Raw genomic sequence first — 12,535 nt, forward strand, 5'->3', positions numbered from 1 at the left:
TATTGTTTGCATAATTTACTAAAGCCGTAAAAGGTGAGTTGGTAACTCACCTTTGTATGGACTATATGTTTATCTTGATTCAATTGGCGTGTAGCTGCGCGCATCTGGCCCTGTGTAATCTGCACTTGGGCGAATAATACGGTTATTTGCACGTTGCTCTTTTACGTGAGCAGTCCAACCGGTTACTCGGCTCATTACAAAGATAGGCGTGAACAACTTAGTAGGAATACCCATAAAGTGGTACGCCGATGCATGGAAGAAATCGGCATTACAGAATAACTTCTTCTCACGCCACATAACTTCTTCGCAGCGCACTGATACTGGGTAAAGCACATCGTCACCCACTTCTGCGGCTAATTTTTCAGACCATTTTTTAATAATAACATTACGTGGATCTGACTCGCGGTAAATAGCGTGGCCAAAGCCCATAATTTTATCTTTACGCTCAAGCATGCCCATTAGCGCGTCTTCAGCTTGATCAGCACTGCTAAAGCTTTCAATCATATCCATTGCGGCTTCGTTTGCACCACCATGTAATGGGCCACGTAAGGTACCAATTGCGCCAGTGACACATGAATGGATATCAGAAAGCGTTGATGCACATACGCGACCAGTAAAGGTAGAGGCATTAAATTCATGCTCTGCGTACAAAATTAGTGATACATTCATCACTTGTGCAAATAATTCACTTGGCGCTTTATCGTGTAATAGCGTTAAAAAGTGTGCGCCTACTGAATCATCATCAGTTTGGGTTTCAATACGAACACCGTCATGAGTAAAACGATACCAGTAACAAATAATACTTGGGAAAATTGCCACCATGCGGTCAATCGCATCGTTTGCTTCGCTAAAGTCATTTTCCATTTCAAGGTTACCTAGCATAGAACAACCAGTACGCATTACATCCATTGGGTGCGCGTCTTTAGGGATGTTCTCTAGCACTGTTTTTAGTGATTCAGGTAAACCACGTAAGCTCTTAAGTTTAGCTTTATACTCTGACAGTTCGTTTGATGTTGGTAACTCGCCGCGCGAAAGTAAAAACGACACTTCTTCAAACTGCGCTTTTTCGGCCAGTTCGCTAATATCGTAACCACAGTAAGTTAAACCTGAGCCTGTTTGCCCTACTGTACATAATGCCGTTTGTCCTGCTACTTGACCACGTAAGCCTGCGCCACCTAATGCTTTATCTACCATGATTTGTCTCCTGTTGAATTTTTTATTATTTGTCAGATTTTGATGAAAAAAGGTTATCTAGCGTGTTTTCGTACGAGTGATAATCTAAAAAGTCGTAAAGCTCTGCACGCGTTTGCATGCTTTCAATTTGGCTTTGTTGCGACCCTTCATTCAAAATAGCCGAGTACACATTAAGAGCCGCTTTGTTCATAGCTCTAAATGCACTTAATGGGTAAAGCACCATTTCTACACCCACATCGCTTAACTGCTCTTTGGTATAAATTGGGGTTTGGCCAAACTCGGTAATGTTGGCTAAAATCGGCACATTAATCGCTTTGCTAAATGCTTGATAATCAGCAAGGTCGTGAACGGCTTCTGCAAAAATGGCATCGGCCCCCGCTTCAACACAGGCTGCTGCACGGTCTATTGCTGCATTTAAGCCTTCTTTTTGAAATGCATCAGTACGTGCCATAATGTAAAAATCGCTATCGGTTTTAGCATCAACTGCGGCTTTAATACGATCTACCATTTCAGCTTGAGTAACTATTTCTTTATTAGGACGATGGCCACAACGCTTTTGCGCTACTTGGTCTTCAATATGAAAACCTGCAGCACCCGCTTTGGTCATTTCTTTAACGGTACGGGCAATATTAAACGCCCCGCCCCAACCTGTATCGGCATCAACTAATAATGGTAAATCGCTAGCGCCGGTAATACGGCGAATATCTTCAAGAACGTTATCAAGACTCGTCATACCTAAATCTGGCATACCAAATGAGGCATTAGCCACACCTGCACCCGACAAGTAAATAGCCTGATGGCCCATTTTTTCAGCCATCATTGCGGTATACGCGTTAATAGTACCCACAACTTGTAACGGGTGGTTATTTGCAATTGCCTGTTTAAACTTTAATCCTGCTGACATTACCTTCTCCTAACTTTGAACGGGGCTGCTCTTTGGCAGCTTAGTATTTTTTAATAATGTTACATCTGTACTAGTTTGCCATTTCATTTTGAGTGGCTTGTACTGATTGATATCCATCAAATTTTGTTTGTATATTTGCTTGAGAAGCGCTTATATGGCGTTTCATTAGCATTTCTGCGAGCTCACCATCATGATTTTCTATGGCGTTAATAATGGCTAAATGTTCGTCAAACGCTTTCGATACGCGTGGCCCAACCATACCCATTTGTACACGGTACATTCTTATTAACTGGTATAGATCGTGGCATAACAAATGTATTAAATGAGCGTTTTTACTGCCTTTGATGATTCGATAATGAAAGTCTAAGTCGCCTGCTTCTTGATAGTACGACTCACCTTCTTTAACACGCTGAGTTTGCAAATGCTGATTAAGTAATTGTTTCAAGCTTTGTACTTCATCGGCTGCCATATTGTCGGCAGCTAACCTACATGCAAGTCCTTCAAGGGCACTGCGCACCTGATACACCTCAATTAAACGCTCTGCGGTTAATGCCACAACACGACAACCTATATTGGCTTTGCGCTCAACTAAATAACAACTTTCTAAACGGTTTAATGCCTCTCTAAGGGTTGCACGGCTTACACCATAACGCTTTGCCAGTTCTGGCTCTGATATTTTACTGCCTTGTGCAATACTGCCTTCTACAATTTCGCGGCGCATATCTACAAACACTTTATCGGAAGCGGTTGTAACTGCGGTATCGTTTAAAAAGTGCTGTGTCATAAAGTATTTTTATATTGTCGACAATTTATGGGTTAACTATGTGCTTATTAGCTAACAGTGTCAACCCTAAAAGTGCTAAGGATGAGCAAAAAACCACCGCATTGTCGACAGCATTAGCCAAAAGTATAATAATTTTTAGTATTGAGTGCGTTTTTCACAATAAGGTGTCGACACTTTAAAGGTGCTACTATTTCGACTTTAACACTGAAAATAATCGCTAAAAATGCTATTATCCGCCTTTAATTTTATTGTATGAGCCAAATCGTGGACGCTAACACTTATATCCCCAAGCAATTTATTGACGACGTAAAAACTTATCTGCCTGAGCACCTTACGTTAGATGATTTTTTAAGTGCCTGTCGTCGACCTTTACGTAAGTCTGTTCGCGTTAATACATTAAAAATGAGTGTTGAAGAATTTAAACGCCATGCGGCTCAAAAAAATTGGCAACTCACTACTATTCCATGGTGCGATGAAGGTTTTTGGCTAGAGCGCCCAAAAGATGAAGAGCAAAATTTAGCGCTGGGCAATACCGATTTACATTTAAGTGGCGCAATGTACGTACAAGAGGCAAGCTCAATGTTGCCGCCAATAGCACTAAAGCACAGCCTGCAAACTAGTAACACTGTACTCGATATGGCCTCTGCGCCAGGTTCTAAAACCTCACAACTAGCTGCACTATTGAACAATCAAGGTATTTTGGTTGCAAATGAGCTGTCGTCATCGCGCTTAAAAGTACTCAGTGCCACGCTAAAGCGAATGGGGGTTGGTAATTGTGCGTTATCGCATTTTGATGGCGTGGTATTTGGTAATTACATGTTTGAATGCTTTGATAGTATTTTGCTTGATGCGCCCTGTTCAGGTGAAGGCACAGTTCGTAAAGACAGCGATGCATTAAAAAATTGGTCTATCGAATCAAATGTTACTATTGCCCAAGTACAAAAAGATCTGATTAAAAGTGCATTTTACGCACTTAAACCTGGCGGTACATTGGTGTATTCAACCTGTACATTAACCCCTCTCGAAAACCAGCAAGTGTGTGATGCATTGCTAGAAGAGTTTGGTGAGTACATTAAGCCAGAGCCTTTAAATGATCTTTTCCCTGGCGCAGAAAAAGCCACTACAGACGAGGGTTACTTACATGTTTGGCCGCAAACCTTCGACAGCGAAGGCTTTTTTATTGCTAAATTTAAAAAGCACAGCAGCTGCGAAAACCAAAATCTAAAAGTTAAAAAAGGTGCATTCCCTTTTAGTGACTTTGATAGTAAACAGCAAAGTGCGTTTATGAGCTCCCTCAAAAAGCAATTTGGTTTAACGAGTCTACCAGGCACATTAATGCAGCGAGACAAAGAGCTTTGGCTGTTTCCAGATGAATTTGAAGCGATACAAAACAAAATTAAATATGCTCGATTAGGTATTCAGGTTGGTGTTATTCATAAAAATGGGGTACGCCTTGCTCACGAGTTTGCCACTGTATTTGGTAAGCAATGTAAAAGTAATGTACTGGAATTAACCAATCAACAAGCCAGTGATTACTTTAATGGTAAAGACATTCGTTTGGATGAGGTTGTTAAGGCAACTGGCGAAGTGATCCTGACCTTATGTGGTTGCCCTATTGGTTTAGGAAAGTGGCAAAAAAATAAGGTTAAAAACTCACTACCTAGAGATTTGGTGCAAAATACGCAGTTAATAAACTGGGAGTAAACCCTAACTTAAATGTAACAAAGGTGTGCATAACAAATGTAACCCACTGTAATTATTGCAGTATAAAAAACGAACAAAAATGTGTATTTTTGAAGCTTTTGACTATACTTAAATAACTTTCTTCTTCTCCCTAAGAATCTGAAAGTGTCTTTAGTTAGCGCAGGGCTCACATGTGAGCCCCTCTATAACCCAGAGTTCCTTATAGCTCTGGGTCTTTTTTTGTCTAGGCGAAAGTTAACGAGCTTCGGGAGTCGGGTTACGGGCTTAATCACTCACCCAGCCCTATATTACAATAAGAACTTAGTGATTTATTTACCACAGAGGATAGGAGCACACATAGAAAGTAATTAAAGAACTGTTGTTAGTTATTAGATTTTCAAAATTGAAGCTTTTCTCCGTGTAGCGCGAAGCGCCTCGGTATTCTCTGTGGTTCAAAAAAAGGTTAAAGTTCAGAATTAACGAGGTGCGAGGTTCAAGGCCCGTTACTCGAAGCTCGCAACCCGTAGCTCGTGTTTTAACCACAGTATTTATTAAACATCCAACTGTTTCTAATAGCCTCATAATGAGAACCAAATTGAAGCGATAAACACACTATTGGCAAGCGGTTCATTTCTTTCGCCATACTAAAGATGTTATTAAACTTATAACCATATTTAGAGGCTAATTTAAGCTCGTTCACATAAAGGGCTTTGTAGGTGGGTGGTAGTTCATTCCAGTGCATTAACGCAATTTGAATAATACCTAAGTGAACATCTAACTTATATGGGCCAACTTTTTTAGCTTGCTGAATATAATCATATACCCGCTTGGTAGGCCCCTCTTGATAACTTACTACTTGTGCCAAGCTTATCCAGGTTAGCGCCCAAGTTTGTCTAAGCTCAACCGACTTTAATAACGCCTGCTCAGCTTGTTGGTATGTTTGCTTTACTTTATCTGACTGCTCACTTGATGTGGTATCAATACCGGCTAAACCTAACAATTTTATATGGGCTAAAAAATGCCAATAATGAGGATGGTCAGGATCCATATTGGTAGCCAATGTAATCGCATTTTCTGCCGCTTGAAGCGATGAGCCAGACAAAGCACCATCCGACTCTTGCACAATATTAAGTGCATTAAAGTACCACGCATTTGCTCGCATACTTTGCATACTAGTATAAGCAATTACAAGCACTATTAGGGCTAAAATAACAGCAGGCACTACCTTGACCATGTTTAATTTAGTCATTAAATAAGTACTCGGTTAGCTGCAGCGGGTTAGTTACAAAAAGCGCTGTAGCCCGCTCCTCACCTAATAACTGCGCTACTGTTTTCCTAGCTTGACTTAAAATAGGCGGTCGGCGCTTTACTGAATGAGCGTCAGAGGCAACATAATTCACTAAACCATCTTGAAGCATTTGTAACGCTATAGTTTGTGCGCTTTCGCCCCACTCACCCTCAATACTCGATGCCGTTAACTGAAAATCACAGCCTAACTGCTTTAAGTGTTCAATATAATAAAGGTTTGACTGAATATCGCGATTACGCTCAGGGTGCGGAATAATAACGCGTATGTTTTGTTTAGCGAGCCACTGAATAAACTTATCGTAACCTTGCGGCATGTGTGAATGCGGTAACTCTAATAGCAACACGTTTATGTCTGCCATTTTACCAATAAAAGGCAGTTTATTAGCCATCACCATTGCCATAAGCTCTATGTCCAAACGTACTTCAGCAGCCGCAGCCAACTTTATATTAATACCTTCTTTAAGTGCCTCTTGCTTTAAACTCTCTAAATCGTTTTGTATTTGAGCAGTCGCATTGTTAAAGCGGCCCACATGTATATGTGGCGTTGCCACCATATGAGTAATGCCATCGCTTTCGGCCAATTTTAAAAGCGCTAAAGATTCAGTTAAATCTTTAGCGCCATCATCAATACCCGGCAAAATATGCGTATGAATATCAATCATAAGTTACTTAATTACACTTGTGGCTTTTCAGGTTGCTGTGAGTAATCGTAATAATCATAGTAGCCATGGCTATGCTCATCTTTAGATTTACTCATATCTACCTTATTAAGTACCACACCAGCAACGTGCGCTTTTACTTCAAATAAACGTTCAAGGCCGGCTGTAATTGGTTTAATACGAGTAATGTCTGATTTAACAACATAAACAACTGAATCAACACTTTGTGCAATTACCAATGCATCACTTACTGCTTGTGTAGGTGGTGTATCAACAATAATATGATCGTACTGCGCTTTTAACTCACTGAGCAATTGTGCAAAGCGTGAGCTTGACAACAACTCAAGTGGATTAGATGGTATTTGCCCACTTGGCATAATTGTTACACCCGATTGCGTGTCAACATGAACACACTCAGCTAGTTGCTCAGTACCTATCATTAAATTACTTAAACCTGGGTGAAATACCGGTATATCAAATCGTTTAGCTAACGTTGGTTTACGTAAATCTGCATCAATTAGTAGTACTTTGCCCATTTGTGCCAACGACATCGCTAAATTAGCAGAGGTAGTAGTTTTACCTTCCCCTGGGGAGGTAGAGGTAACCGCAATAACTTGATGCGCTCGATCAAGATGAGTGAGTAACAAACTAGTGCGGAAGGTGCGTACCGACTCAGCAAAGCGGCGATAGCTATCTTCTAAATAGGCATGAATTGGAAAATAGCTCTTTTTAGGAACTGCAACATGAGGCAATAAACCTAGCATGCGCTGTGCGAGTTTATTTTCTACATCATTTTTATTTTTAACTGTGTCGTTTAGGGCATCAAAAACAAAAGTCATTACCACCGCAAAGCCAAAACTGGCAACAAAGGCCAAAATAACAATCAGCTTTTTATTAGGCTTACTTGGGTCTTTTGGTGCATAAGCACGGTCTGTAAAGCGCGCAGCAGCTGAGCTAAAGTCACTGGTTACTTCGGTTTCTTTAGAACGTGACAAAAAGGTATTAAAAATATTACGGTTTGTCTCAACTTCACGCTTAAGCTGATTATATTGTGTTTCTTTTCGGGTAATATCTTGGTATTCAGCACGAATTTTAGCTAAATCGCGCTCAAGCGCATTTACAGTTCGCGTAGTTCTATTTAACTCTTTCTCAATACCCGTAATTAACCCTTTAATTTGCTTATTAAGGTTAGTTTTCACTGTGGCAAGTTCAGATTTAGCTGAAATCATTTTTGGGTGCTTAGGGCCGTAAACCTCACTAAGCTCACTTACCTTTCGCTCAACTAATACAACTTCGCGTTTAACATCTTGTACAACACGGTGCGAGGTAATTTCAGGCATACTGCCCAGTAGCTCTATGTTATCGTTACCATATTCGTTAATAACACGATTTATGCTTTCAAGGTTATTTTTAGTTGCTCGCGCATCTACTAGCTGTTTTGAGGTTTGCTCTAGCTCTTGGGTAACAAGTCCTGCTATGCCCTCTATATCAACCAGCTTTTGTTCTTCACGATAGGCTTGCAAACGCACTTCCGAGCTATCTAGTTGTATACGTAATTCAGATAAACGCGTATTTAACCAACTTGACGCCTGCTGTGTAATACCCATTTTAGCGCGCATTTGGCTTTCTATGTAAACTTCACCTACCGTATTAGCCACTAAAGCAGCTAACTTAGGGTCGCTCGACTCAAAGCTCACTTGCACTAATTGTGTTTTACGAATAGGAGACACAGTTAAGCGTGACTTAAATGCTGCAAGCAAACCCAACATCTCACGCTCAGCTTGTTCTTCCTCTGTAATAACAGAGCCCTCTTTTTTATTTAAAAAAGGTAACAGCTGCTTAACCATGCCCTTTACCTCACCTATTAGCGAAGGTTTAGCAATAAAATCCGTATGATCTTTTAAATTAAGTTTAGTAATTACTTCTCGAGCAACAGTGTTAGACTTAATCACTTCAAACTGGGTTGAATAATACTCTTTTTTGGTAGAGTCTAAACCATATATTTCATCAAAGCTAACCGCTTTGGTTTGCTCCGACTCAATTAATAAAGTAGCTGTGGCCACAAACCTTGGTGTTAACGTTAAAGCAACCATTATAGTTAATAGTGTAGCAACAACAGCAAAACCCAATATTTTCCATATACTTTGCTTAATAATATTAAGATAAGCACCTAAATCAATTAGTTCCTCGTTATTGCTAGGCTTTTCAGATAGTGTATTCATTTTATTATTACTGCCTTAAACTGCTTAAAACAAGCGTTGCTCTATTTTTATGGTGTCACCGGCTGCAATTTGGCTGTTTAAACTACCTTTTTGTTGCTGCTGTTTGGTTTGCTCTTTAAAAATAAATATTTTGTCAACCGATGCGCGCTCGGTTAACCCTCCGGCTAATGCAATAGCTTGGTTTACGGTCATAGCAGGCTGGTAAGGGTAACCACCTGGTTTTTTAACTTCACCATGAATATAAAAAGGACGGTACTCTAACACTTGGGCGTACACATTAGGTTTAACTAAATAATCTGGCTGTAAGCCACTAATTATTGTTTGCTCAACCTGCGAAACACTTAAACCAACAAGTTTAACCTTGCCTAAAAACGGGTAGTTTATCTCACCACTATTGCCAAGTAGTGAGGTTACGTCTAAATCAGGCTGACCAAACACTTTTATTTCTATTTTGTCGCCTGCGCCTAATATGTAGTTTTGCGAATCACTCGCAAAACTACCAAAGCTGAGTAACAGAATTAGGCCTGTTAAAATTCTAGCCTTCATTCATTACCCTTTAATGCAAGTGTAAAGTTAAAGCCCACAATAACACGATCAAACTCAATATTAGCTTGAGTTGAATTACGGTCAATAAATTCAACATACCCGGTTACCATGCCAAAATTATTAGCTAAATAATTTAGGCCTAAGCGAGCATTTTTAACTTTATCTTTTCGATTGAAATTACCAGAGTACTGCTGGTCAACGTAATTAGCACTTACTACCGAGCTTAAGTATTCGCTCCAATCATGCTGCCATGTTGCACCATAAACACTTTCACGAATGTAATCGCCTTGCACTAATGGATCTTTGGCAGCACGGCTGGTCACTAATTGTAGGGATGAGTAAGAAAGCGGCTTCCAAACAGCGGCAGCTTCCCAACTCAAACCACTAAAGTTATCGCGCAAGTTCGATTCAAAGTCTTTATTTTGATAACCTACTTTAAAAGAACCAGAAGTAACAGCGGTGGCTTCCCATTCCATACCTAATAATACTTTAACGTCGTCTGAGTCACGTGAAATTCCGTTTGAATCAATAACATCGTATTGGTAGTTTTCTTGCTTTACTTCTAAAAAGGCACGGGTTCCTGCTTGAGTATTATAATAACCTGTAATACCTAGCATAGGTTTATCGTAATCACGAAACTGCGATATTGCCGTAAAGTTTTGGTAATTTTTATTATAATAGCCTGCAGTAAAAGCAACCATTGCTTTAGAGCTAACAGCACCGTATTCATAGCGAGCTATTAGATTTTGCTGCTGGTAATGAACTAGCTCATCAACAACATTACCTTGACCCTCGGTTAAACCCGCACCGCGTGGCTCATATAACCAATCGGCGTCACCAGTAACATCTAAGCGGTGTTGACTAGTAAACTCTTTATGCACACCTGCACCCACATTAACTTGGGTAAAGTTATCGGTAGTGTCTTTATTATGAAACGACGTGCTTGATGCAATATCAAATTTATAACTGTCTGGGCCGTCTTCAATCAATGCTTCTAAACTCGGCGCTATATTCCATATTAAACGTGACTGAGTGGCCGACGGCGTCATAAAAAAGTTGTCGTTGCTGCTTACGCCTAGCTGTAGCGTAGGTGTAATCTCAGCGCCGTCTTTAGTCATCACACTGCCTGGTTGTAATTCTACTGCTAAAGCAGGTGCTGATAAGCCTAACGCAACAAGTAAAGTGGTAATTGTATTAGTACGCATTTTCACTTTTAAATCCCTTAAAAATTGTCATAAAAATTATTTTAACATCAAACCATAAAGACCAATGTTTAATGTAATGTAGGTCGTATTCAACTCGCTTAGCCATTTTATCAAGTGTATCGGTTTCGCCGCGCCAGCCGTTTATTTGTGCCCAACCGGTAATGCCTGGTTTGGTTTTATGCCTAAACATGTAAAATTCTACTTTTTGGCGGTACTCTTCATTATGTGCAACCGCATGGGGCCTTGGCCCAACAATTGACATATCGCCTTTTAAAACATTAATAAATTGCGGCAGTTCGTCTAGGCTAGTACGTCGCAAAAAACCACCTAATGGAGTTATGCGGGTATCGTTTTTAGTTGCCTGAGTCACCACATCGCTGTTTTCGGTCACTGTCATCGAGCGGAACTTCCACACTTTTATTTTTTGCCCATCTAAGCCATAGCGATCTTGCTTAAAAATAATAGGCCCTTTAGATGTCAACTTTATTGCGGCTGCTATCACTAATAAAACGGGGGTAATTAAGGTAACAATAATAGACGAAACAACTATATCTTCTGTTCGCTTTATAAATTCGTGAGTACCAATACATGGGGCTTCAAACACACTTAACGTATCTACGTCACCCACATGCTCAATGCGAGCATGTATTAAATTTGAGAGTAAAAAGTCTGGCACTACGTGTACATCTACTGTGGTATCGCCCAACTGCAATAAAATGTCGGCTATACGTTTTTGCGCTTTCATAGGCAGCGCAATATAAAGTATATCTATTTCGCCATTGCGAGCAGCATCTACCGCACTTTGTATACTGCCCTCAACACCTTGTTGTTCAAGTTGTTCAAATAAGCGTTCAGGGTTTCTATCGTCGTAAAAACCTTTAAAGTTAAACCCAAGCTCATCGTGTTTAACTATTTCAGCATGTAAATAAGCAGCAGACTCAGTAGCACCAATAATGGCCACATTGCGTTGCGATAGTCCTAGTTTACGGCGACTACGTTTATACCAATATACTCCTAAGCGCCAAGTGTATAAATAAGTCACACTTAGTAAAAACCAAATAACTACACCAACACGAGAAAGAGACTCGGTAAACTTAAATACAAAAGACACAACTAATAAAAACGCAAAAGCAATGAGTACACTACCCCATGCACACATTACCATTGTTTTAAATTTACCCGCACGCCAAGAGCGATAGGTAGAGAACAGCTCAGCACTATATAAGTAAGTTAGAGCAACAGTTAATGCTGAAGCAGCATAAATAGGAGTGAGTTTAAAACTGTAGAGTAAAGCTGCGCACTGAAAAGCTAAAAATAACGCAAATATATCAAATAATCGGTAAAAATTGGCATCAGAGGAACCTGAAGATTTAAAAGTCCTTGGAGATGTCATTTTGCTTAATTCCTTATAGCTAATACAGTGTGAGTAGCACCTCACAAAATCCACGGGGATAATATAGTATTAGACGTTTTTGTTCAATTACTGATTCCGACAAAAGTACTAAAATTCATGTTTAAATCTTTTAGCTTATTTTGGCTTTGTTCATTAAGTATAAAAGAAGATACTCACATTTTATTTAAGTTTAATTAAATAAACCCTTAAACCAACTCCAAACTCCAAACGAATATCCGTTAAAAATATTAATTCCCAATGCCGATTTCATTAGATATAAAACTAGCAATGTAAGTAAAATAATTAAAGTAGCCACTGAGCTTAAAATTATCGCTTGAGCTAATCTTGCTATTCTTTGCTCTTTTAAGCTTAATTCACGCCTGTTTCGACCTGCTAAAAAAACATAGTAATAACGGAATTTAAAAAACTTAACCACGCCTCTGCAGTCAACAGTGTGATTACCCCACTGCCTAGCACCAATGGCTATTTTTAAATACGTTAACTGTTCATCAGTAAATGTAGATTGAATGTTTTTAGGCATTCGCTCTAGTAAACTTCTAATAGCAGGATCTTGCTGTAAATTCGACAAAAAAGCCTCAAATTGAACTTAGATATTAATTGCCAATCATTTTAAGCA

Annotated in this window: 11 protein-coding genes; 1 reads left to right on the plus strand and 10 read right to left on the minus strand. The window is 39.6% G+C overall.

All coding sequences use genetic code 11. The features are described from left to right. Nucleotides 1-69: 69 nt before the first annotated feature. From prpC to PUND_RS11030, 3 genes are all read right to left on the minus strand, one after another. Complete coding sequence (prpC, locus tag PUND_RS11020) at nt 70-1,194, minus strand: bifunctional 2-methylcitrate synthase/citrate synthase (protein WP_010389683.1); 1,125 nt, start codon at nt 1,192-1,194, stop codon at nt 70-72. 25 nt (nt 1,195-1,219) lie between these two features. Next, entirely contained in the window at nt 1,220-2,098 is an 879-nt protein-coding gene (gene prpB, locus PUND_RS11025) for a methylisocitrate lyase (RefSeq protein ID WP_010389681.1), read from the minus strand. A gap of 70 nt (nt 2,099-2,168) precedes the next feature. Continuing rightward, nucleotides 2,169-2,882, minus strand: coding sequence for a GntR family transcriptional regulator (locus PUND_RS11030; RefSeq protein WP_010389679.1), 714 nt, complete (start codon nt 2,880-2,882; stop codon nt 2,169-2,171). Nucleotides 2,883-3,146: 264 nt separating this feature from the next. On the opposite strand from PUND_RS11030, the gene rsmF reads away from it, so the two are divergent. Further along, complete coding sequence (gene rsmF / locus PUND_RS11035; protein ID WP_010389678.1) at nt 3,147-4,586, plus strand: 16S rRNA (cytosine(1407)-C(5))-methyltransferase RsmF; 1,440 nt, start codon at nt 3,147-3,149, stop codon at nt 4,584-4,586. A gap of 514 nt (nt 4,587-5,100) precedes the next feature. Here rsmF and PUND_RS11040 read toward each other — a convergent pair. The 7 genes from PUND_RS11040 to PUND_RS11070 all read right to left on the minus strand — a co-directional run bounded on the left by PUND_RS11040 (nt 5,101) and on the right by PUND_RS11070 (nt 12,487). Beyond that, on the minus strand, nt 5,101-5,814 hold the full coding sequence (locus tag PUND_RS11040) for a VpsP family polysaccharide biosynthesis protein (protein ID WP_010389677.1): 714 nt from the start codon (nt 5,812-5,814) through the stop codon (nt 5,101-5,103). After that, the gene (locus tag PUND_RS11045; RefSeq protein ID WP_010389676.1) at nt 5,807-6,535 is read right to left on the minus strand and encodes a tyrosine-protein phosphatase; all 729 of its coding nucleotides are present in this window, start codon (nt 6,533-6,535) and stop codon (nt 5,807-5,809) included. The genes PUND_RS11040 and PUND_RS11045 overlap by 8 nt, the downstream gene beginning before the upstream one ends. An 11-nt stretch (nt 6,536-6,546) precedes the next feature. Further along, the gene (locus PUND_RS11050; protein WP_010389675.1) at nt 6,547-8,754 is read right to left on the minus strand and encodes a GumC family protein; all 2,208 of its coding nucleotides are present in this window, start codon (nt 8,752-8,754) and stop codon (nt 6,547-6,549) included. A gap of 24 nt (nt 8,755-8,778) precedes the next feature. Next, the gene (locus PUND_RS11055) at nt 8,779-9,300 is read right to left on the minus strand and encodes a polysaccharide biosynthesis/export family protein (RefSeq protein WP_010389674.1); all 522 of its coding nucleotides are present in this window, start codon (nt 9,298-9,300) and stop codon (nt 8,779-8,781) included. After that, on the minus strand, nt 9,297-10,511 hold the full coding sequence (locus PUND_RS11060) for an outer membrane beta-barrel protein (protein ID WP_010389672.1): 1,215 nt from the start codon (nt 10,509-10,511) through the stop codon (nt 9,297-9,299). Before PUND_RS11060 ends, PUND_RS11055 begins: the two co-directional genes overlap by 4 nt. Next, on the minus strand, nt 10,495-11,898 hold the full coding sequence (locus PUND_RS11065; protein WP_010389670.1) for an undecaprenyl-phosphate glucose phosphotransferase: 1,404 nt from the start codon (nt 11,896-11,898) through the stop codon (nt 10,495-10,497). The genes PUND_RS11060 and PUND_RS11065 overlap by 17 nt, the downstream gene beginning before the upstream one ends. 190 nt (nt 11,899-12,088) lie before the next feature. Continuing rightward, a complete protein-coding gene (locus tag PUND_RS11070; protein ID WP_010389668.1) occupies nt 12,089-12,487 on the minus strand; it encodes a hypothetical protein in 399 nt (132 codons plus the stop codon). Nucleotides 12,488-12,535 lie beyond the last annotated feature (48 nt).

Origin of the sequence: Pseudoalteromonas undina, assembly GCF_000238275.3 — a bacterium.
Taxonomy (GTDB): domain Bacteria; phylum Pseudomonadota; class Gammaproteobacteria; order Enterobacterales; family Alteromonadaceae; genus Pseudoalteromonas; species Pseudoalteromonas undina.

Bases quoted from the DNA above. Each gene is read 5' to 3' on its own strand.
- PUND_RS11055 (WP_010389674.1), bottom strand. From the start codon at position 9,300: ATGAAGGCTAGAATTTTAACAGGCCTAATTCTGTTACTCAGCTTTGGT.
- PUND_RS11045 (WP_010389676.1), bottom strand. From the start codon at position 6,535: ATGATTGATATTCATACGCATATTTTGCCGGGTATTGATGATGGCGCT.
- PUND_RS11030 (WP_010389679.1), bottom strand. From the start codon at position 2,882: ATGACACAGCACTTTTTAAACGATACCGCAGTTACAACCGCTTCCGAT.
- PUND_RS11040 (WP_010389677.1), bottom strand. From the start codon at position 5,814: ATGACTAAATTAAACATGGTCAAGGTAGTGCCTGCTGTTATTTTAGCC.
- prpB (WP_010389681.1), bottom strand. From the start codon at position 2,098: ATGTCAGCAGGATTAAAGTTTAAACAGGCAATTGCAAATAACCACCCG.
- prpC (WP_010389683.1), bottom strand. From the start codon at position 1,194: ATGGTAGATAAAGCATTAGGTGGCGCAGGCTTACGTGGTCAAGTAGCA.
- PUND_RS11050 (WP_010389675.1), bottom strand. From the start codon at position 8,754: ATGAATACACTATCTGAAAAGCCTAGCAATAACGAGGAACTAATTGAT.
- PUND_RS11065 (WP_010389670.1), bottom strand. From the start codon at position 11,898: ATGACATCTCCAAGGACTTTTAAATCTTCAGGTTCCTCTGATGCCAAT.